Source organism: Flavobacterium enshiense DK69 (assembly GCF_000498495.1).
GTDB classification, from domain to species: domain Bacteria; phylum Bacteroidota; class Bacteroidia; order Flavobacteriales; family Flavobacteriaceae; genus Flavobacterium; species Flavobacterium enshiense.
The window spans coordinates 191,294-211,889 of sequence record NZ_AVCS01000028.1; the positions used below are offsets into that span (position 1 = coordinate 191,294).

General features: G+C 37.8%; 21 protein-coding genes. 16 read left to right on the forward strand and 5 right to left on the reverse strand.

Features of this window, described 5'->3' with window-relative positions:
• The first annotated feature begins 53 nt into the window (after positions 1-53).
• From FEDK69T_RS14140 to argH, 10 genes are all read left to right on the forward strand, one after another.
• On the forward strand, positions 54-905 hold the full coding sequence (locus FEDK69T_RS14140; RefSeq protein WP_023574864.1) for a hypothetical protein: 852 nt from the start codon (positions 54-56) through the stop codon (positions 903-905).
• Between the two features lie 3 nt (positions 906-908).
• Positions 909-2,384 (forward strand): N-acetylmuramoyl-L-alanine amidase, encoded by a 1,476-nt coding sequence (locus FEDK69T_RS14145; RefSeq protein ID WP_023574865.1) that lies wholly within the window; start codon positions 909-911, stop codon positions 2,382-2,384.
• A 464-nt stretch (positions 2,385-2,848) separates the two neighbouring features.
• Positions 2,849-3,466 (forward strand): GNAT family N-acetyltransferase, encoded by a 618-nt coding sequence (locus FEDK69T_RS14150; RefSeq protein ID WP_023574866.1) that lies wholly within the window; start codon positions 2,849-2,851, stop codon positions 3,464-3,466.
• Between the two features lie 5 nt (positions 3,467-3,471).
• Positions 3,472-4,662, forward strand: coding sequence for an argininosuccinate synthase (gene argG, locus FEDK69T_RS14155; RefSeq protein ID WP_023574867.1), 1,191 nt, complete (start codon positions 3,472-3,474; stop codon positions 4,660-4,662).
• The gene (gene argC / locus FEDK69T_RS14160; protein WP_035630425.1) at positions 4,655-5,632 is read left to right on the forward strand and encodes an N-acetyl-gamma-glutamyl-phosphate reductase; all 978 of its coding nucleotides are present in this window, start codon (positions 4,655-4,657) and stop codon (positions 5,630-5,632) included. Before argG ends, argC begins: the two co-directional genes overlap by 8 nt.
• A gap of 11 nt (positions 5,633-5,643) precedes the next feature.
• Positions 5,644-6,789, forward strand: a complete 1,146-nt coding sequence (locus FEDK69T_RS14165; protein ID WP_023574869.1) for an aspartate aminotransferase family protein — start codon at positions 5,644-5,646, stop codon at positions 6,787-6,789.
• Positions 6,790-6,812: 23 nt separating this feature from the next.
• Complete coding sequence (locus tag FEDK69T_RS14170; protein ID WP_023574870.1) at positions 6,813-7,766, forward strand: N-acetylornithine carbamoyltransferase; 954 nt, start codon at positions 6,813-6,815, stop codon at positions 7,764-7,766.
• Positions 7,756-8,541 carry an acetylglutamate kinase gene (gene argB, locus FEDK69T_RS14175; protein WP_035630424.1) on the forward strand — a complete coding sequence of 262 codons (786 nt, stop codon included), beginning with the start codon at positions 7,756-7,758 and terminating at the stop codon, positions 8,539-8,541. The genes FEDK69T_RS14170 and argB overlap by 11 nt, the downstream gene beginning before the upstream one ends.
• Before the next feature lie 99 nt (positions 8,542-8,640).
• Positions 8,641-9,714: a M20 family metallo-hydrolase gene (locus tag FEDK69T_RS14180; protein ID WP_023574872.1), complete on the forward strand. Its 1,074-nt coding sequence runs from the start codon at positions 8,641-8,643 to the stop codon at positions 9,712-9,714.
• Between the two features lie 14 nt (positions 9,715-9,728).
• Positions 9,729-11,009 carry an argininosuccinate lyase gene (argH, locus tag FEDK69T_RS14185; RefSeq protein WP_023574873.1) on the forward strand — a complete coding sequence of 427 codons (1,281 nt, stop codon included), beginning with the start codon at positions 9,729-9,731 and terminating at the stop codon, positions 11,007-11,009.
• A 33-nt stretch (positions 11,010-11,042) separates the two neighbouring features.
• On the opposite strand, the gene ytxJ is transcribed toward argH, so the two are convergent.
• The gene (gene ytxJ / locus FEDK69T_RS14190; RefSeq protein WP_023574874.1) at positions 11,043-11,429 is read right to left on the reverse strand and encodes a bacillithiol system redox-active protein YtxJ; all 387 of its coding nucleotides are present in this window, start codon (positions 11,427-11,429) and stop codon (positions 11,043-11,045) included.
• 151 nt (positions 11,430-11,580) lie between these two features.
• On the opposite strand from ytxJ, the gene clpB reads away from it, so the two are divergent.
• Complete coding sequence (gene clpB / locus FEDK69T_RS14195) at positions 11,581-14,184, forward strand: ATP-dependent chaperone ClpB (protein ID WP_023574876.1); 2,604 nt, start codon at positions 11,581-11,583, stop codon at positions 14,182-14,184.
• A 198-nt stretch (positions 14,185-14,382) separates the two neighbouring features.
• On the opposite strand, the gene FEDK69T_RS14200 is transcribed toward clpB, so the two are convergent.
• Positions 14,383-14,829, reverse strand: coding sequence for a hypothetical protein (locus FEDK69T_RS14200; protein WP_023574877.1), 447 nt, complete (start codon positions 14,827-14,829; stop codon positions 14,383-14,385).
• Positions 14,830-14,984: 155 nt separating this feature from the next.
• On the opposite strand from FEDK69T_RS14200, the gene FEDK69T_RS14205 reads away from it, so the two are divergent.
• A complete protein-coding gene (locus FEDK69T_RS14205) occupies positions 14,985-16,229 on the forward strand; it encodes an MFS transporter (RefSeq protein WP_023574878.1) in 1,245 nt (414 codons plus the stop codon).
• 61 nt (positions 16,230-16,290) lie between these two features.
• Here the strand turns inward: FEDK69T_RS14205 and FEDK69T_RS14210 are convergent, their stop codons facing one another.
• Both FEDK69T_RS14210 and FEDK69T_RS14215 read right to left on the reverse strand, forming a co-directional pair.
• The gene (locus FEDK69T_RS14210; protein ID WP_023574879.1) at positions 16,291-16,827 is read right to left on the reverse strand and encodes a hypothetical protein; all 537 of its coding nucleotides are present in this window, start codon (positions 16,825-16,827) and stop codon (positions 16,291-16,293) included.
• Positions 16,828-17,144: 317 nt separating this feature from the next.
• The gene (locus tag FEDK69T_RS14215; protein ID WP_023574880.1) at positions 17,145-17,429 is read right to left on the reverse strand and encodes a hypothetical protein; all 285 of its coding nucleotides are present in this window, start codon (positions 17,427-17,429) and stop codon (positions 17,145-17,147) included.
• 121 nt (positions 17,430-17,550) lie between these two features.
• Between FEDK69T_RS14215 and FEDK69T_RS14220 the strand changes: the two genes are divergently transcribed.
• From FEDK69T_RS14220 to FEDK69T_RS14235, 4 genes are all read left to right on the forward strand, one after another.
• Positions 17,551-18,105 (forward strand): GNAT family N-acetyltransferase, encoded by a 555-nt coding sequence (locus tag FEDK69T_RS14220; RefSeq protein ID WP_023574881.1) that lies wholly within the window; start codon positions 17,551-17,553, stop codon positions 18,103-18,105.
• Between the two features lie 10 nt (positions 18,106-18,115).
• On the forward strand, positions 18,116-18,568 hold the full coding sequence (locus FEDK69T_RS14225) for a SixA phosphatase family protein (RefSeq protein WP_023574882.1): 453 nt from the start codon (positions 18,116-18,118) through the stop codon (positions 18,566-18,568).
• Positions 18,569-18,610: 42 nt separating this feature from the next.
• Complete coding sequence (gene smpB, locus FEDK69T_RS14230; RefSeq protein WP_023574883.1) at positions 18,611-19,063, forward strand: SsrA-binding protein SmpB; 453 nt, start codon at positions 18,611-18,613, stop codon at positions 19,061-19,063.
• Positions 19,064-19,135: 72 nt separating this feature from the next.
• On the forward strand, positions 19,136-19,771 hold the full coding sequence (locus FEDK69T_RS14235; RefSeq protein WP_023574884.1) for a hypothetical protein: 636 nt from the start codon (positions 19,136-19,138) through the stop codon (positions 19,769-19,771).
• Between the two features lie 75 nt (positions 19,772-19,846).
• On the opposite strand, the gene FEDK69T_RS14240 is transcribed toward FEDK69T_RS14235, so the two are convergent.
• On the reverse strand, positions 19,847-20,488 hold the full coding sequence (locus tag FEDK69T_RS14240; protein WP_035630421.1) for a protein-L-isoaspartate(D-aspartate) O-methyltransferase: 642 nt from the start codon (positions 20,486-20,488) through the stop codon (positions 19,847-19,849).
• Positions 20,489-20,596: the final 108 nt, after the last annotated feature.

Here is a 20,596-nt window from a genome sequence, read left to right on the forward strand (position 1 = left end):
TTTCTTTCAAATTTAACTTACGAATACTACTTTAGTGTTTTAAACTATTTTATATGAAAACACAATTAGTATTCGCCGCCACATTGATCAGCAGTTTAACGATGCAAGCGCAAAAACTGGAACAACCCAAACAGCTTCCGGTAAAAGAATCGTTCAATAATCCTGTAGTTTCTCCGGATGGCAAATTTGTATTACTGACAAAAGAACACAATCAGGGAGTGTATCTTTTGAACGTGAAAGAAAACAAGGTCAAACAGATTTCGAATAGTAGCGGCAGCGGTTATGCCTATACCTGGAATCAAAATAGCTCGACTTTTTACTTTCGGGAAAAGAGCAAAGCTGATTACCATTCTCATGCCGTTATTGCTTCTTACGACATTAAATCCAAAAAATTAAAGAAGCAAAATGGAACAAACCCTAATTGGCTCCCTTCATTTAAAGGATTTGAAGAAAACAAAACAGTAGTTTATACCAATCTTTCCACCTTAAAAATTGAAGCAAGAGATTTAGAAACTCAAAAAAGCTGGGTAATTACCAATGAGAATGGACAATATTACAACGCCGTTATATCAAATAACGGAAAAAAAGTGGCGGTTCACAAAGGAGCTGATATTTACATTTATGATATTGACGGAAAAAGCACAGGTACAAAAATCGGAACCGGAATTGCTACTTCATGGTCACAAGATGACAAATATCTCATTGGTTTTTTAGATGAAAGTAAAGATGGCCATACCGTAAGCAACTCAGATTTATATTTGTTTGACGTCGAATTCCATAAATCAAAAAAATTGACGGACACGAAAGACATTTACGAAATGTTCCCTTGTTTTTATGGCAACGATAAAGTAATGTTTTCCGATGACAAAACCGGTAAAATTTATGTTTCTGAATTAAACCTGTAAGCCATGAAAAATATATTGAAACTCATTTTTGTCGTTTTGATTTCTTTCACGGCAAAAGCTCAGATAATAGTCATAGATCCAGGACACGGTTACGGAGCTACCACAAGTGATAATCCAGACGGCAGAACGGCAACAGAAATAGAAACCTCACTGGAAGTAGGCCTGAGAACGAAAAACTTAATCCAAAATTCCTGTACCTCATGGACTGTACAAATGACGAGAACCACAAATCTAAACAGTTGGATTTCGGTAACTCAAAGAGCTCAAATGGCCAACAACTGGAACGCAGACCGACTTTTAAGTATTCATTGCAACGCTGGAGGCGGCACCGGAACGGAAACATTTTACTGCACAGATAGTGATACAAACACGCCGCCGGATATTGCTTTTGCACAAAAAATCCAAACGGACATGTCCACTAACGGTTCCTGGAACAACAGGCGATGTGTGGAAGACAATAGTTTTCTTGCCTATCATCTCGGGGTTTTAAAATATTCTTCTGCTACCGGATGTTTGAATGAAATAGGCTTTGTGGATTCTGCTGATGCAACTAAACTCACTAGTTCGACGTGGAGAGACACTTTTGCGCTTTCCTATTTCAATTCACTGAAGGCTAATTTAAATATCACTTGTTCTGCTCCAATGCCAGGTTCTTTCTCTTTAACAGCTACACCAGAATGCAACGGTTCTACGAGCCAGATTAAATTAATCTGGACAACCTCCGCTAATGCGAATTCGTATGATATTTACAGAAATGGAGCCTTGTATGCGAGCAACGTAACAGGAAATCAATTTCTCAATACTTACATAACCAGCGGAACATCATATACTTATTCGCTTAAGGCTAAAAACGCAACCGGTACGACAAACAATTCCAACGGAACATTAACTGCAACGGCATTAGTATGTCCGCCAGGAAGTTTCACACTTACAGCTACACCAACCTGCGGAGGTACAACCAGCACCATAAATTTATCGTGGACAGTATCGGCAAATGCTACAAGTTATGATATATACAGAAACGGTAATCTCTATGCATCGAATCTAACCGCAACAACGTTTGCAAATACCTATCTCATTTCAGCTGGATCGACGTACACTTATTACATCAAAGCTAAAAACAGTGAAGGCTCGGTTATCAATTCCAACGGAACACAAACCGTGACCGCGGTTAATTGTTCTGCAAAGACTGCTGTAGAAAATATCGAAATGGATTCAAATGCTTCCAAAACAGAAATTATTGTAAGTCCGAATCCAACTACCGGAATTTTAAATTTGAAGATAAACGATTTAAAAAACATAAGCATTGAATTTACACTTTTCGATTCCACCGGAAAACCGGTTGATAAGACTCAAATTCAATCGAATGAGAATGATTTAGAGCATAAAATTGACATCAGCCATTTAGCAAACGGGATGTATTTCGCAAAAATTAAAATTAGTGGACAAGAATATATCAGGAAAATAATTAAGCAATAAAACCATGTTTTAACTGTGAAATCCGAAGTTTTTGCTTCGGATTTCTTTTTATTAAAACACTGTAAGTCAACAACATATTTTAAATTTTTTCATTTTTTAAACATTTTTATTTGCATTTATATTTTTAATTTCTATACATTTGCAGCAATGAAAAAAACAACGTTACATAGTAACCTTTCTACACGGAAAACACTGACCCTTACTTCACGGTCAGAGCGGTCGACATTCTAGTACCCGAGTTTTTCAATTATTTTTTCATTTCTCATTTTTCCCGTTTTGGATCAATTTGCATTTTTTTTAGGATTATCATGTCTTAACCTTTTTACACATTCTCAACCGTTTGTAACTATTACAATCCGGCCGTAAGGTCTGCTGCCTTCCTATTTGGAACAAGTGCGTCTTGTTCCCTCCTCATCCCAATTTTCTTTTTTATCTATTAATCAATTATTCATCATTGCTTTAAAATGAATATAACCATTGCTGTCGCTCAGAAAGAGCACTATGATTTTGCACAGTTGATTTGTGACACCATTCAGACTTCCGCCCTTCAGAGAGGAACCGGAATAGCAAAGCGTACTCCTGAATACATCAGAAAAAAGATTGATCAGCAAGAAGCGGTCATTGCTCTAGTCGATGAGAAATTTGCAGGTTTTTGCTATATCGAGAGTTGGGAACACGGCAAGTTTGTAGCCCATTCCGGCCTTATTGTTCATCCTGATTTTCGTCATTTGGGTCTGGCTAAAAAAATTAAATCGTTTGTATTTGATTATTCGCAGAAAAAATATCCAAACGCCAAAATATTCGGAATTACAACGGGTTTAGCGGTCATGAAAATCAACTCGGAATTAGGATATCGCCCGGTTCCTTTTTCAGAATTAACAGACGACCCCAGTTTTTGGGCAGGCTGCAAAACCTGTACGAACTATGACATTCTTCAGCGCAAGGAAAACAAAATGTGCCTTTGCACCGGAATGTTATACGACCCGAATGAGAAGAAAAATCAAAAAGAAGAATACAATTTTAATCAAAAAGTGCTGTCACGTTTAAAAAGCATAAAGCAGGCACTTTTCCTAAAAAAATAATAAAAATGGCGAAAGTAGTTTTAGCATACAGCGGCGGATTAGATACCTCATACTGTTTAAAATATTTAATCAAGAACGGATTTGAAGTACATACCGTTTTAGTCAACACCGGAGGTTTTTCGGAAGAAGAATTAACCGCTATCGAAAAGAGAGCTTATGAATTAGGAAGTGCTCAGCACACTAATTTAGATATCGTAGAAAAATACTATGAGAAAGCAATCAAGTACCTGATTTTCGGAAACGTTTTAAAAAACAACACCTACCCGCTTTCCGTAAGCGCCGAAAGGGTTTTTCAGGCTTTGGAAGTCATCAAATATGCAAAATCAATTGGCGCATCGGCAATCGCTCACGGAAGTACGGGCGCAGGAAACGACCAGATAAGATTTGATTTGATTTTCAAAACCATAGCCCCGGAAATTGAAATCATTACGCCTATCAGGGACTTAAAATTATCAAGACAGGAGGAAGTCGAATTCTTGCAGGAAAACGGCGTTAGCTATTCATGGAAAAAAGCACAATATTCCATCAACAAAGGAATTTGGGGCACCAGTGTGGGCGGAAAAGAAACGCTAACTTCTCACCTTCCCTTACCGGAAGAGGCTTATCCTTCACAATTACAAAAAGAAACACCCGAAAAAGTGATTTTGGAATTTGAAAAGGGCGAACTCATCAGTATCAATGGTGAAAAAAAATCACCGGCACAAAACATCATCACACTTGAAAACATGGCAAACGCTTTTGCCATCGGAAGGGATATTCACGTTGGCGACACCATCATCGGTATCAAAGGAAGAGTCGGTTTTGAAGCAGCAGCACCTCTGATTATCATCAAAGCACATCATCTTTTGGAGAAACACGTCTTATCAAAATGGCAGCAATACTGGAAAGAGCAATTGGGTAATTGGTACGGAATGTTATTTCACGAAGGACAATTTTTAGATCCGGTGATGAGAAACATCGAAACATTCCTGACCGACACGCAAGCAACTGTAAACGGAAAAGTGACCGTAACCCTGAAGCCGTACCATTTTTCACTGGAGGGAATCGAATCGGAGAACGATCTGATGAACACGCAATTTGGACAATACGGCGAAATGAATAATGCCTGGACTGCCGATGACGCCAAGGGATTCATCAAGATTCTGGGTAACGCACAAATGATTTATTCACAAGTAAACGAACTGAATTATGATTAACATAGGAATTATTGGCGGTTCAGGTTATACTGCCGGAGAATTACTAAGATTATTACTGAATCATCCTGAAGTTAACGTTGATTTTGTTTACAGTACGACCAATGCAGGGAAATCAATTTCTAGTGTACATCAGGATTTATTAGGTGAAACCGATTTAAAATTCACGGACAAAGTTAATCCAAACGTGAATGTTGTTTTTCTGTGCCTGGGTCACGGAAAGTCTAAGTCGTTTATAAAAGAGAATGCATTTTCATCTCAAACCAAAATAATCGATTTAGGAAACGATTTCAGACTGAAAAATGATGCAGCTTTCAATGATGGTGAATTTATATATGGACTTCCGGAAATGAATAAAATGCAAATCAAAAAAGCACAATTCATTGCCAATCCGGGCTGTTTCGCTACGGCAATTCAGTTGGCTTTGCTTCCCTTGGCGGAAAATAACCTGTTGAAAGATACCATTCATGTAAATGCGACTACAGGCAGTACCGGCGCGGGAGTACAACCATCGGAAACCACGCATCACAGTTGGAGAAACAACAACATGTCCCATTACAAAGCTTTTGAACATCAACATTTGGGAGAAATCATTCAGAGTCTGAAACAAACACAAAACGGTTTTGATCAGGAGGTTTTATTCATCCCGAATCGCGGGGATTTCACCAGAGGGATTTTTGCAACGCTTTACACAAAAACGGACAAGTCATTGGAGGAAATTGCGAAACTGTACGAAAGCTATTTTCAAAATGACCCTTTTGTGAATGTGACTACCGACGCCATCCATCTGAAACAAGTGGTGCAAACCAATAAATGCAATATCAGCCTGATGAAAAAAGGTGATTATCTGTTGGTTACTTCCATCATTGATAATCTGGTGAAAGGCGCTTCCGGTCAGGCTATCCAAAACATGAACCTGATGTTTGGACTAGAAGAAAAAACAGGTTTACAACTAAAATCAGGCAATTTTTAAAATTTACGACTATGAGTTTATTCGAAGTTTATCCGATATACAACATTACCCCAACAAAAGCTTTAGGAGCTAAAGTCTGGGACGAAAACAATCAGGAATATCTTGACTTCTATGGGGGCCACGGCGTGATTTCCATTGGTCATTCACATCCAGCCTACGTGAAAGCTATCACTGAACAGGTTAATAAAATCGGATTTTATTCCAATTCGATTGTAAACCCGATTCAGGAACAATTGGCACAAAAACTAACCGAACTTTCCGGTTATCCTGATTATTCCTTATTTCTGTGCAATTCAGGTGCTGAAGCCAATGAGAATGCACTGAAACTGGCTTCTTTCCACAACAAAAAATCTAAGGTAATCGCATTTGAAAAATCATTTCACGGCAGAACATCGGCATCTGTTGCGGTAACTGACAATCCTTCTATCGTGGCACCATTGAACAAGAACCATGAGGTTGTTTTTCTTCCATTAAACGAAATCGAAATGGTAAAAAATGAAATCGCCAAAAATGATGTCTGCGCCGTAATCATCGAAGGGATTCAAGGCGTTGGCGGATTGGATGAAGGCACAACCGAATTCTTTCAACAGTTGGAAAAAATCTGCATCTATAACAATGTGGTTTTGATTTTAGACGAAATTCAAAGCGGATATGGCAGATCGGGGAAGTTTTTCGCTCATCAGCATCATGGCATTCAGCCGGATATTATCTCAATGGCAAAAGGAATGGGCAACGGTTTTCCTATCGGCGGCATTCTAATCAGTCCGAAATTCAAGGCTTCCCACGGATTGTTAGGGACAACTTTCGGAGGTAATCATCTGGCTTGTGCAGCTGCCCTTTCGGTTTTGGAAACGGTGGAAAAGGAAAACCTGTTAAGCAATGTAAACGAAACTACAGCTTATTTCAAACAACAAGTAGAACAGTTTTCTCAAATCAAAAAAATAAAAGGAAAAGGATTGATGCTCGGACTGGAATTTGATTTTGACGTGAGCGAATTACGAAAAAAACTGATTCACAACGAACGTATTTTCACTGGAAGCGCTTCACAGAAAAACCTGTTGCGAATACTTCCACCACTTTCCATCACGAAACAAGACGTTGATTTTTTTGTGAATGGACTTGGAAGTCAGTTAAAAGAGATAAGCAATAAGGGATAAGAAACCCATAACTCATAATTCATATGAAACATTTCACATCAGTTAACGATATACAGGATTTAAATGAACTTTTGCTTTTGGCAAAACAAATTAAATCCGCGCCTTATGAAAACAAAACGTTAGGCGAAAATAAAACCATCGGGTTATTGTTTTTCAACCCGAGTTTAAGAACCAGATTGAGCACTCAAAAAGCGGCGACCAATCTCGGCATGAATACCATAGTGATGAACCTCAACAATGACGGTTGGAACCTGGAATTTGAAGACGGTGCCATCATGAACGGAAATAAAGCCGAGCACATAAAAGAAGCCGCTCAGGTAGTTTCACAGTACTGCGACATTATCGCCATCAGAAGTTTTCCGACTTTAACTGACAAGGTGCAAGACGAAGAAGAACAGGTGATTAATTCGTTCAAAAAATACGCTTCGGTTCCGGTTATCAGCCTTGAGGGAGCTACTGAACATCCGCTGCAGGCCGTAGCTGATATACTGACTATTTCGGAATTCAAAACTAAAAAAAGACCAAAAGTGGTTTTGACTTGGGCACCGCATCCGAAAGCCCTGCCGCACGCGGTTCCTAATTCATTCGTAAAAATGATGCAGTTGTCCGATGTTGACTTCGTGATTACACATCCGAAAGGTTATGAACTGAATCCGGAAATTACCAATAAGAGCAAAATTATACATGATCAAGAGGAAGCATTTAAAGATGCCGATTTCATCTATGCCAAAAACTGGAGCAATTACAACGATTATGGTCAAATCACTTCTCAGGATACTTCGTGGACAGTAACTTCGGAAAAAATGCAACTGACGAATAACGCAAAATTCATGCACTGCCTCCCGGTGAGAAGAAATCAGATTGTAACCGATGCTGTTTTGGATGGTGAGAATTCAATTGTTATTGATCAGGCAAATAACAGAACTTTTGCCACACAGGCGATTCTAACTCAAATCTTAGAAAATCATGGTAAGTAAACCCAAAATAACGATAGTAAAAATTGGCGGAAACGTGATAGACGATGCCAAAGCGCTTTCAGAAGTCTTACTGGCATTTTCAAAAATTGAGGGTGCTAAAATATTGGTTCACGGAGGCGGAAAAGAAGCCAGCAGATTAGCCGAAAAATTAGGTTTGACACCACAAATGATTGAGGGAAGAAGAATCACTGATGCCCCGATGTTAGATGTGGTAGTGATGACCTATGCCGGCTTACTGAATAAAAAAATTGTTGCTCAACTGAATGCCTTCGGAACAAATTCCATTGGTTTTTCAGGTGCTGACGGTAATGTAATTCTGTCAGAAAAGAGAGAAAAAGGTACTGTTGATTTTGGGTTCGCAGGCGATGTTGTTTCGGTAAACCATCAGTTATTGAAAACACTTTTAATATCTGATATTCTTCCGGTTTTTTGTGCCATAACCCATGATGGAAACGGGCAATTATTAAACACCAATGCCGATACGATTGCCGGTGAAATCTCCATTGCTCTGACACCTTATTACGATGTCGAATTATGCTACTGTTTTGAAAAAAATGGTGTTTTGATGAATTGGGAGGATGATGCTTCTGTAATTGAGATTCTAAACGGAGAGAAATATGATGATTTGAGTAAAACCGGCGCCATTCACTCCGGGATGATTCCAAAACTAAACAACTGTTTTGAAGCTTTGGAAAAAGGGGTCAAAAAAGTAATTATTGGCCACCATTCGTTAATCGGAAATGAAAATTCAATCCATACAGCCATTCAATTATAAGCCAATGAAATCGCCACTAACAACAGGTTTGCGCAAGCAAACGCCAACAAATAAAAAGGCGATACCATATATGACCGCTAAAAAATAAAATTTACATATATGAAAACCATAGAAAATTTGACACTAGAAGCCATCAGTCTTTTAAGAGAATTGATTGAAACGCCGTCCTTTTCAAGTGAAGAAGATAAAACTGCGCTTTTAATTGAAAACTGGTTTGAAAAAAATAACATTCCGTTTCAAAGGGAAAACAATAATATCTGGGCGTACAACCTTCATTTTGACGATGCAAAACCGACCTTCCTATTGAATTCGCATCATGACACCGTAAAACCGAATCTGGGATATACGTTAGATCCGTTCACGGCAATTGAAGAAGGCGGTAAATTATTTGGTTTGGGAAGTAACGATGCGGGCGGATGTCTGGTTTCCCTTCTGGCAACTTTCGCTCATTTTTATGCGATGGAAAATTTGTCGCACAACATTGTTATTGTGGCTTCCGCCGAAGAAGAAAGCAGCGGTCCAAACGGATTAAACAGTGTACTGAAAAACCTGCCGGAATTGGATTGCGCTATCGTTGGAGAACCAACCGAAATGCAATTGGCTATAGCCGAAAAAGGTTTATTGGTTTTAGATGTAATCGTTAAAGGAACCGCAAGTCATGCAGCACATCAAAATTTTGACAACCCGATTTATAAAGCTACTCATCTAATCAATTGGTTTAATACTTATTCTTTTGAAAAAGTATCCGAAACTTTAGGCCCGGTGAAGATGACCGTTACCCAAATCAATGCGGGAAAACAGCACAATGTTGTTCCTTCGGAATGCCATCTGGTTGTCGACATCCGAGTAAATGATTGTTATTCAAATGAAGAAATATTGAAAATTGTTACCGAAAATATCGATGCGGAAATCAAACCCCGCTCATTACACCTTCGTTCTTCATCAATCGATAAAAACCATAAATTGGTTCAAAGCGGAATCAATTTAGGAAGAACCACTTACGGCTCCCCAACCCTATCTGATCAATCAGTTTTAAGCTGCCAGTCGTTAAAATTAGGACCGGGAAATTCCCTGCGTTCACACTCGGCTGACGAGTTTATATTCATTAACGAAATTGAAGAGGGCATCAGCTTGTATACTAAAATACTGTCCGGTTTCCTTCTGAAAAACTAAAAGACAATACTACTATGAAACTTTGGGAAAAAGGCATTGCCACCGATCAAAAAATAGAGCAGTTCACGGTTGGAAACGACAGGGAGCTGGATACTGTTTTAGCCAAGTACGATATTTTGGGTTCAATGGCTCATGCAAAGATGCTGGCGGAGACAAATTTGCTCTCACAAGAAGAAGCAAACAGTTTATGTATTGCTTTAAATGAACTTCTATTAAAAATTGAAAATAAAAATTTTATCATTGAAAATAACTTTGAAGATATTCATTCCAAAATCGAATTTCTGCTGATTGAAAAACTGGGCGATACCGGAAAGAAAATCCATACCGCGCGTTCCAGAAACGATCAGGTTTTAGTCGATGTTCATTTGTATCTGAAAGATGAAATCATCACCATTAAAAACCTCATCAAAGAACTTTTCGATTTACTGATGGAATTGGCCGATAAAAATAAAGATGTGTTACTTCCGGGTTACACTCACTTACAGGTTGCTATGCCATCCTCTTTCGGATTGTGGTTTTCTGCGTATGCCGAAAGTCTGATTGACGATATCACGATGCTTAACGCCGCCTTACAAGTTGTTGATCAGAATCCGTTAGGCTCGGCTGCCGGGTATGGAAGCTCCTTCCCTATCGACAGAACGTTCACCACTGAAGCGTTGGGTTTTTCTACTATGAAACACAATGTGGTAGCCGCACAAATGAGCAGAGGGAAATCGGAGAAAATCATGGCTTTTGCAATGAGCAGTGTCGCCGGAACCTTGTCGAAACTGGCCATGGACGTTTGTTTGTATTTAAGTCAGAATTTCGACTTTATTGCCCTTCCCGCTCATCTCACAACCGGTTCGAGCATCATGCCTCACAAGAAAAATCCGGACATTTTTGAACTGATCAGAGGGAAGTCCAACAAAATTCAGAGTCTGCCTTACGAACTGACATTGCTCACAAACAATCTTCCCAGCGGTTACCACAGGGATTTTCAGTTGCTAAAAGAAGGCTTATTTCCGGCTATCGAAAACCTTAAATCATGTCTTGAAATGACACATTACGCCATTAAAGACATTAAAGTGAAAGAGAATATTTTAAACGATGAAAAATATAAATACTCCTTCACCGTTGATACTATCAATCAAATGGTTGTAAGCGGAATTCCGTTCAGGGATGCTTATAAAATGGTTGCAGATCAGATTGAAAACGGTACTTTTACAGTTCCTGAAAGCACCAATCATACACATGAAGGAAGCATCAATAATCTGTGCCTGGAAGAAATTAAAAAGAAAATGGAGTTTAGTTTTTAAATAAAAAAGCTGCACTGATGCAGCTTTTTTTATTTATACGAATCTTTTCAAATCTTCCGCAGCAATATCGCTGTGGGAGGCATCATAAACCGTTTTCCCTTCTTTAACAATTATCATTTGCGGCGATTGATGAACCACTCCAAACATGGAAGCGATCTCATTTGAAATTTCCCGATGTTTGAGCAAATCCAAAAAATATGGCGTAACTTTATCCTTCAAATCAAATTCGTTTTCAAACTGCTTTAACGCCATTCTGCTGATACTGCAACGCGTACTGTGTTTGAAGATTACAACCGGATTTTCATGTGACAATTCTGTTATTTCATTTAATTGCTCCAAATCAGTAAGTGATATCCAATCCATATTTAGCCGAGGACTTTCATCACTTACACTACCGAAAATATTTTTTATAAAACTCATTATTTGTCTGATTTTACGACATTTTGTCTTGATTTAACTTCAAAAAAGAAGGAAACAAGTCATTTTGTCCTGATTTTAACATTGGAACACAAATTGTCCATTGCAATGCAAAGCTAAACAATTACAACAACGATAAATAGTATTTAACAATATGAATTTAAATAATTTAACCATTAAATCGCAAGAAGCTTTGCAACAGGCACAGCAAATTGCGCAAGGAAACGGGCAGCAACAACTTGAGAACGAACACATTTTTAAAGGCATTCTTGAAATTGATGAGAACGTTACCCCTTTCATTTTGAAAAAACTGAATGTAAACATTAATCTGTTCAAGCAAATTCTGGACAGCACCATTCAGAGTTTCCCTAAGGTATCCGGCGGGGACATAATGCTATCAAGAGAAGCAAACAACTCACTTTTGGAAGCCAATAATATTGCTAAAAAAATGAACGATGAATACGTTTCCATCGAGCATTTGATTCTAGCTATTTTCAAATCAAGAAGCAAAGTTGCTCAGATTTTGAAAGATCAGGGTGTTACCGAAAAAGAACTGGAAGCTGCCATTGCTGAAATCCGTAAAGGAGAACGAGTAACCTCAGCGTCTGCCGAAGAAACATACAACGCCTTGAACAAATACGCTAAAAACCTCAACGAATTAGCCAGAACCGGAAAATTAGACCCTGTTATTGGCCGTGATGAGGAAATACGCCGCGTATTGCAAATCCTAACCCGAAGAACAAAAAACAACCCAATGTTGATCGGTGAACCCGGTGTGGGTAAAACCGCCATTGCCGAAGGATTAGCGCACAGAATCATAGCTGGTGACGTTCCGGAAAACCTGAAAGACAAAATTGTTTTTTCCTTAGACATGGGAGCGCTGATTGCCGGTGCCAAATACAAAGGAGAATTTGAGGAACGCTTAAAATCGGTAGTAAAAGAAGTTACTTCCGCTGAAGGGGACATTGTCCTTTTCATTGATGAAATCCACACTTTGGTAGGTGCCGGAGGTGGCGAAGGAGCGATGGATGCTGCTAACATTTTGAAACCGGCTTTGGCCAGAGGTGAACTGAGAGCTATCGGAGCCACAACGCTTGACGAATATCAAAAGTATTTTGAAAAAGACAAAGCTTTGGAACGACGTTTCCAAAAGGTAATGATAGACGAGCCCGATACGGAAAGTGCGATTTCTATCCTGCGTGGTATTAAAGAAAAATACGAAACACATCACAAAGTACGCATCAAAGACGAAGCTATTATTGCTGCGGTGGAATTATCACAACGTTACATTACAAATCGTTTTTTGCCGGATAAAGCCATCGACTTAATGGATGAAGCCGCATCAAAACTTCGAATGGAAATCAACTCCAAACCCGAAGAACTGGATGTTTTGGATCGAAAAATCATGCAATTGGAAATCGAAATTGAAGCCATTAAACGCGAGAATGACGAGAATAAATTAAAAGTTCTCGGCATGGATCTGGCTAATCTGAAAGAAGAACGCAATGTAATTTTTACCAAATGGAAATCGGAAAAAGATGTTGTTGACAATATTCAAAACGTAAAACAACAGATTGAAGATTTCAAATCAGAAGCCGAACGTGCTGAACGCGATGGAGATTATGGAAAAGTTGCCGAAATCCGATATGGCAAAATCAAGGAAGCTCAGGAAAAACTGGACGGTCTTCAAAAACAATTGCAGGAGAACCAATCTGAAAAATCGCTGATAAAAGAAGAAGTAACTCACGAAGATATTGCCGAAGTCGTAGCCAAATGGACCGGTGTTCCGGTAACAAAAATGCTGCAGAGCGAGCGTGAAAAACTACTGAAACTGGAAGATGAATTACGTCACCGCGTTGTTGGTCAGGAAGAAGCTATTCAGGCAATCAGTGATGCTGTGCGACGTAGCCGTGCTGGACTGCAAGATCCTAAGAAACCTATCGGAACATTCCTTTTCTTAGGAACTACCGGTGTTGGTAAAACCGAATTAGCTAAAGCTTTGGCTGAATATTTATTCGATGATGAAAATGCGATGACGCGTATCGACATGAGTGAATACCAGGAACGTCACAGTGTGAGCCGTTTGGTGGGAGCACCACCGGGATATGTTGGATATGATGAAGGCGGTCAGTTAACCGAAGCCGTTCGACGCAAACCTTATTCTGTTGTCTTGTTAGATGAAATTGAAAAAGCACATCCGGACACGTTCAACATCTTATTGCAAGTATTGGATGAAGGACGCTTAACGGATAATAAAGGTCGTTTGGCTGATTTCAAAAACACAATTATTATTATGACTTCCAATATGGGAAGCGCTATCATACAGGAAAAATTTGAAAATCTGAAAGGCGGAGTTGAAGCTGCTACCGAAACCGCTAAAACGGAAGTCTTAGGTTTGCTGAAAGAAACAGTTCGTCCTGAATTTATCAATCGTATTGATGAAATTGTAATGTTCACTCCGCTTAGCAGTGAAGACATCGGAAAAATAGTTCTTTTGCAGCTTAAAAATGTGATCAAAATGGTAGCTCATCAACATATCATGATGGATGCCACACCTGAAGCAATCGCTTATCTCTCAGAAAAAGGATATGACCCACAATTCGGGGCGAGACCTGTAAAACGAGTGATTCAGAAAGAGGTTCTTAACGAATTATCAAAAGAGATACTATCCGGTAAAGTTTCAACTGACAGCAACATATTATTGGATTGTTTTGACGGAAAATTGGTTTTCAGAAACCATATCGATTCTGACAAGTAAAAGTCGCGCAGTACGTTAATCAATATAAAAACCCTGACAGTTTTAAACTATCAGGGTTTTTTATTTAAAATAATTGAAAAATCAAGACTTTGTATACCGCCACAAAGTAAATCATCTTGTTTTCAATTCAACTAAAAAAAATTACGCAATATTATGTCCTTATTTCAAAGGATAAGCATACGTAAAATCTCTTAAAAATTATTTGGAGTGCTCAATACGATACTTGGCACTTTCCCAAATCGGATTGTAAATTATAAGATGTCTTTTGTATTGGTCCGGAGTAAGGATTTTTTGAATTTTAGAATTCTGCTCTCGGACAATTTTATCAACACCTGCTCTATACTGTTCTTTTGTTTTGGTTCTGTCTTTGTTGATGTAGCTTAACTTATTGGTATAATCGCTTATAATCTTAGCGTACTTTTTTTCTACCGCCGGACTCATCCCAATGGTTTTGACTTCCTTTTTGTAATTCTGGCGGATCTTTTCGGCCTCTTTTTCGGTATAGAGTCTTTTCGTAACCACTTTATTCTTATTGGTCTGACTCTTAGGTTTAGTGGTCTGAGTCGTTGTCGTTGTGGTCTGACTTAAAACAGTTAAACTGAACAACAGAACAAACGCCAGAATTAGTTTTTTCAATGATTCCATAATTTTGATTGTTTTTAAAATTACTACCTAAAACTTGTCACTAATTTAGTAAATATTCCACAAAATCAATACATTATTCTGACAAATGTCTGAAAATAATAAAAACATAAACACATTTATTTTTCTATTTTTGACACCCTAATTAAAAAACCAAAATGAAAGAGTTTACCCTTAATGAAAAACTAAAGCATCTTTTCTCTTTCCCTGTGATAGTTGCAGCTTTAGGTTATTTCGTTGATATTTATGATTTGTTGTTATTTGGAATCGTAAGAATACCTAGCCTGAAAGACCTGAATTTAGATGTTGACTCTGCAGGGACATTGATTTTAAATTATCAGATGACAGGGTTATTATTGGGGGGTATTCTCTGGGGAATTCTAGGAGATAAAAAAGGAAGGCTCTCTGTACTTTTCGGTTCTATTCTGGTTTATTCCATAGCAAATATTGCCTGCGGTTTTTTACCGCAAATGCCTTTTGAAGATAAAACGACTGTGTATGCCCTACTCCGCTTTATTGCCGGAATTGGGCTGGCTGGAGAATTAGGAGCCGGAATTACCCTGGTATCTGAATCTTTACCCAAACAACTTCGCGCCATTGGAACTTCGATAGTGGCCGGTTTCGGATTATTAGGAGCTGTTGTGGCACAATTAACCGTAGAATTGGCCGGCGAATGGACCGTAGCCTACTTTATCGGTGGCGCTTTGGGACTGATGTTACTGTTTCTTCGTGTAAGCGTAGTTGAATCAGGAATTTATAAAAACATCAAACATTCCGCTTCAATAAAAAAAGGAAATTTCTTTTCCTTCTTTACGGACTGGAATCGTTTTGTTAAATACATGAAATGCATAGCTATCGGATTACCTACCTGGTTTTGTATCGGCATCTTAGCTATGATGGCCAATCAGTTTGCACCCGTTATGGGAATCACTTCAATTGTGCCGGGAAAAGCTATTATGTGGGCTTATGTCGGTATTTCGGCAGGTGATTTTGCCAGTGGATTTATTTCGCATTGGCTTCATTCCAGAAAAAAAGCCATTTTATATATGATGTTGTTTACACTTATCGGGGTTTGTCTGCTTCTTTTTAACGGTGCAAAATCTGAAAATGCCTATTATTTTTACTGCGCATGGCTTGGACTGGGAACCGGATATTGGGCAATGTTCGTAACCGTTGGATCTGAACAATTCGGTACAAATATCAGAAGCACAGCTACAACCACCATTCCGAATATGGTGCGCGGACTCCTTCCCGTAATGCTGATTGCTTTTGATAATCTTAAAATAAATAGTGGCGTGATTATGGCTGCGGCTTTAGTCGGATGCATGGCTTTTGGGTTAGCCATTTATTCTACTCTGACAATCGAGGAAACGCACAATAAGGATTTAGATTTCAATGAATAAAAAAAGCGGTCTTAGAAAGGCCGCTTTTTTTATATATATTTTAGATTACGCTATCAGTGATCTAACCTTTTAGAATATCACCTTTAGAGTTTACCACAATTTTTTTTGTTTCATCCCCTTTGGCAAGCTGGATATTATATTGTTTTTTCTTTATATCTCCATCTTCTTGAGAATATAAGTATTTATCGTTAACGATTTTCCAACCAGGATAAGTTTTATAGACATTATAAATAACGGCTGATGGAAGTTTTACGTTGTTGTATTTTTCAACAACACTCATTAATTTACCATTTTCGTCATAAGTTGCTGCAAGTGAACCGTCTTTAACTTTCATGGTCACCAAATAATTTTCGTGACCTTCATAGTCTTTACCTAAGTCATAAGCTATGAAAGCTTCTTGCAGACTTTTGATTTTTTCATCCTGATTTTCATATTCCGGAAGATAAACCGAAAAATCGGTTCCAGCTCTTTTAATTACCATCTCAGGCAATTTTTTGGTTTCCATAGTACCTTCAGCCGGCGCCGAAGTTGTCTTAACCTGTGAATAGCCCGTAAATGCGAAAGCTACACTAACTAATAAATAAATGATTGATTTCATAATGCTCGATTTTTGATTAAGTAATTTATTGATTAATAACGCATCAATTCTAAGGCATACCATTTTACTTCCCCTTTTTGTTAAATGATGTACGTTACTTTGATTCAAAAATATAATACCTGCATTAGCAACCAATTCTCTTTCTACGGATATTTAACCTTCCTTACAAGAATCCGGCACATGTAGTTTTGGAGTTTAACAGAGTAAAGTTAGGAGTTTAAATAAGTTAGGCATGTTAAATTTATCTGTAAGTTATGTTATAATTATGCCAACGTATTATTATTATTTTTCATAAAAAAAGCTATCAAATGATAGCTTCATATTGTTTTGTAAATTCTGTTGATTGGGATTACAACACCTTGCTTCAGGATAATCCTCTCTTCTGTTAAGCCCCAAATAGTTGTATCGACCATTTTTTTTGACGTATCATCTTCAAAATAAATCTTGATTTTATGGTGTTCTAAATTCCCCAAAGTCAGCGCCCTGTCTAATTCATCTTTTCGCTGTTTGATAGCCTCTTTATCATCATCAAGTACATCTGTAGTCGGAAAGTTCAATGAACCGATTCTTTCTTTGTCTATAACTTCAAAATTGTAATCCATAATATTATTAGTTAGTTTTGGTTCTCTAATTTAATAATTTTTCTTAAAAGAAAGAATAAATGACATTTTTTTTAGTAATTTTCTTCTGTTATTCTAAAAAACAAATCAACTCTTATAAAATATGATCACTTTCGATTTCACCGTATTTCCTGTCATAACAACCAAACGTTTAATTCTACGCCAGATTACCAATAAAGATGCCCCCGAAATGTTTGCTTTACGGTCAAATCCGGAAATCATGAAATATATTCCGAGAGAACTTCCAAAAACGATTGAGGATGCAATAACTCATATTGAATATATGCAGGGACTTTTAGAAAATAATGAATGTATCAATTGGGCTATTTGCCTTAAAGAAGACAATCGCCTGATTGGGAACATCGGTTATTTCAGGATGCAACCCGAAAATCACAGGGCAGAATTGGGCTATATGCTTTCAAAAGACTTCCACGGTAAAGGAATTATGCAGGAAGCACTCACTGAAATCATCAATTACGGTTTTAATAAAATGAAACTGCATTCTATTGAAGCCATAACCGATCCTGAAAATTTTGCTTCATGGAAACTTTTAGAAAAAAACGGTTTTATCCGTGAAGGCCATTTCAAAGAAGACTGCTACTGGCAGGGAAAATACCTTGACAGTTATGTGTATTCGCTATTGAACCGCAACGATTAAAATTTACGCCATGGAAAAATCAACACAACCGCATCAGCAATCCACGGTAATTTATCTCATTCGTCATGCTGAAAAAAAAGCTGATTTAAGCAACCCAGGTTTAACCCAGGCCGGTTTAAATCGTGCTGAAAACTGGGGCAGGATATTTTCGGAAATAGCTTTTGATACAATTTACAGTACCGATTACCTTCGAACAATCCAGACGGTCGCCCCTACAGCTCGTGAAAGTAAAAAAGAAATCACAAAATACAGTTCAAGGCTTTTCGATTCAGAACAATTCAAACAGGATTGTTTTGGAAAAAATGTTTTGGTAGTCGGACACATGAATACCATTCCCGTTATTGTCAACAGACTGATTAACCGCAATATTTATGAGGATATTGACGAAAATATTTATGGAAATCTTTATATCATAACTATCACCGAAAATACTATTACACATCAATTGCTTAAATTACCTTAAGCTATTGTACTTTCTTCATTTTGTTCTTACATTTGCCATCCTATGCTAAAAACGGTCAACATACTTAATAAAAGAGCCAAATTCGATTATGAAATACTCGAAAAATACACGGCTGGAATTGTATTGACCGGAACCGAAATAAAATCCATCCGACTGGGTAAAGCTGGAATTGCCGAAAGTTTTTGCGAATTCCATGGAACCGAACTTTTCGTAATCAATTCACACATAGAAGAATACCTTTACGGAACACACTACAATCACAAGGCAAAAAGCGAACGTAAATTACTTTTAAACAAACGTGAGCTCAGAGGCCTTTTAAAAAGTGTTCAGAACAAAGGATTGACTATTATCCCCCTTCGTCTTTTTACAAACGAAAAAGGATTGGCAAAACTTGACATAGCGCTATGCAGAGGCAAGAAAAATTACGACAAGCGCGACACTATAAAAGACCGTGATGTAAAACGGGATTTAGACCGTGTAAAAAAGTCCTTCTAACTTTAATTTTCAACACTTTACAAAACTTTATAATATTTTTCTTAAATTGGTATAAACTTAAACAGGTATACCATGAAAAGATATTTAGCCTTGTTTTTACTCACCTCTCTTATGAGCTGTAGCAGTGCGGACACAGTTATTGTCAACAGCTGGAAAGATCCCGAATCGAATGCAGCAAAAGAGCAGTTTAAAAAAGTAATGGTAGTTGCATTAGTTAAAGATGATAAAACCAGAAGAAATATTGAAAATGCAATTGTCGACAACAATCCGATATTTAAAAGTTCCTACGCTTTCCTAAATGGAACAACCGTCGAGCTTACAAAAGAACAACGCTTAAGCATCCTTAAAAGCGAAAATTTCGACGGGGTGATAACAATGCGATTGGTTAACATGGAAAAAGAGACTACTTATGTTCCTGGTACTAACACCGGGATGTATTATGGCGGAATGGGATACGGTTATGGCTATGGATTCGACAACTGGTATGGCTATTATTCACCCAATTTCTATACTCCGGGCTATTATCAGGAAAACACTTCCTATATGGTTGAAACAAATGTCTTTTCCTTAAATCAGAATAAATTGGTTTGGACCGGAACTACAAAATCCACTAACATTACAGATGCAGAAACTACAACCCGTAATATCATGATAGAAGTTGTAAAACAGATGGAAAAAGATGGGTTTTTAGATCCAAAAAGAAAATAAAAAACGAATATAAATAAAAAGGCTGTCTGCAAATAATAATGTTTCGCAGACAGCCTTTTCAGTATTTACTACATTTTAATTTTTATCTTCCAAAAGCGGAACAAAACGGAAATCCCCAAATTCGTGTTTTTCAAATTGGGTTTCGTTTTTTCTTACAAGTAAAGTCATCACCTGCACGTCTTCACCAACAGGGATAACCAAACGCCCCCCTATTTTCAATTGCGCCATTAAAGGCTGAGGGATATAAGGCGCTCCGGCAGTTACAATAATACTGTCAAACGGAGCAAAATTTGGCAATCCTTTATATCCGTCCCCAAAAGCAAGGTGTTTGGGACGAATACCTAATTTCGGCAATAGTAAAGACGTTGATTTGAACAATTCATTTTGTCTTTCAATCGAATATACCTTTGCGCCCATCGTATATAAAACCGCAGTCTGATAGCCGGAACCCGTTCCGATTTCCAATACCTTATCGTCTTTTTTAACCTGTAATAATTCAGTTTGAAAGGCAACAGTATAAGGTTGCGAAATCGTTTGACCCGCGGCGATTGGAAACGGTTTATCCTGATAGGCAAAATCCTCAAAACTCGAATTCAAAAATAAATGTCTCGGAATCTTTCTGATAGCTTCCAATACATTTTTATCGGTAATTCCTTTTCTTTCCAAAAGGCTTACCAACTGATTTCGAAGTCCTTGATGTTTGGCTAAATCTCTCACTTTTTTGGCATATTTATTTATGTAAAATTAGGCTTAAAAACCGTAAAAACAAAAGTCAAAACCCGAAACTTTACACCAAAAAACATTAAACATTAAACAAATAAATTA

Bases quoted from the DNA above. Each gene is read 5' to 3' on its own strand.
- FEDK69T_RS14140 (WP_023574864.1), top strand. From the start codon at position 54: ATGAAAACACAATTAGTATTCGCCGCCACATTGATCAGCAGTTTAACG.
- FEDK69T_RS14145 (WP_023574865.1), top strand. From the start codon at position 909: ATGAAAAATATATTGAAACTCATTTTTGTCGTTTTGATTTCTTTCACG.
- FEDK69T_RS14150 (WP_023574866.1), top strand. From the start codon at position 2,849: ATGAATATAACCATTGCTGTCGCTCAGAAAGAGCACTATGATTTTGCA.
- argG (WP_023574867.1), top strand. From the start codon at position 3,472: ATGGCGAAAGTAGTTTTAGCATACAGCGGCGGATTAGATACCTCATAC.
- argC (WP_035630425.1), top strand. From the start codon at position 4,655: ATGATTAACATAGGAATTATTGGCGGTTCAGGTTATACTGCCGGAGAA.
- FEDK69T_RS14165 (WP_023574869.1), top strand. From the start codon at position 5,644: ATGAGTTTATTCGAAGTTTATCCGATATACAACATTACCCCAACAAAA.
- FEDK69T_RS14170 (WP_023574870.1), top strand. From the start codon at position 6,813: ATGAAACATTTCACATCAGTTAACGATATACAGGATTTAAATGAACTT.
- argB (WP_035630424.1), top strand. From the start codon at position 7,756: ATGGTAAGTAAACCCAAAATAACGATAGTAAAAATTGGCGGAAACGTG.
- FEDK69T_RS14180 (WP_023574872.1), top strand. From the start codon at position 8,641: ATGAAAACCATAGAAAATTTGACACTAGAAGCCATCAGTCTTTTAAGA.
- argH (WP_023574873.1), top strand. From the start codon at position 9,729: ATGAAACTTTGGGAAAAAGGCATTGCCACCGATCAAAAAATAGAGCAG.
- ytxJ (WP_023574874.1), bottom strand. From the start codon at position 11,429: ATGAGTTTTATAAAAAATATTTTCGGTAGTGTAAGTGATGAAAGTCCT.
- clpB (WP_023574876.1), top strand. From the start codon at position 11,581: ATGAATTTAAATAATTTAACCATTAAATCGCAAGAAGCTTTGCAACAG.
- FEDK69T_RS14200 (WP_023574877.1), bottom strand. From the start codon at position 14,829: ATGGAATCATTGAAAAAACTAATTCTGGCGTTTGTTCTGTTGTTCAGT.
- FEDK69T_RS14205 (WP_023574878.1), top strand. From the start codon at position 14,985: ATGAAAGAGTTTACCCTTAATGAAAAACTAAAGCATCTTTTCTCTTTC.
- FEDK69T_RS14210 (WP_023574879.1), bottom strand. From the start codon at position 16,827: ATGAAATCAATCATTTATTTATTAGTTAGTGTAGCTTTCGCATTTACG.
- FEDK69T_RS14215 (WP_023574880.1), bottom strand. From the start codon at position 17,429: ATGGATTACAATTTTGAAGTTATAGACAAAGAAAGAATCGGTTCATTG.
- FEDK69T_RS14220 (WP_023574881.1), top strand. From the start codon at position 17,551: ATGATCACTTTCGATTTCACCGTATTTCCTGTCATAACAACCAAACGT.
- FEDK69T_RS14225 (WP_023574882.1), top strand. From the start codon at position 18,116: ATGGAAAAATCAACACAACCGCATCAGCAATCCACGGTAATTTATCTC.
- smpB (WP_023574883.1), top strand. From the start codon at position 18,611: ATGCTAAAAACGGTCAACATACTTAATAAAAGAGCCAAATTCGATTAT.
- FEDK69T_RS14235 (WP_023574884.1), top strand. From the start codon at position 19,136: ATGAAAAGATATTTAGCCTTGTTTTTACTCACCTCTCTTATGAGCTGT.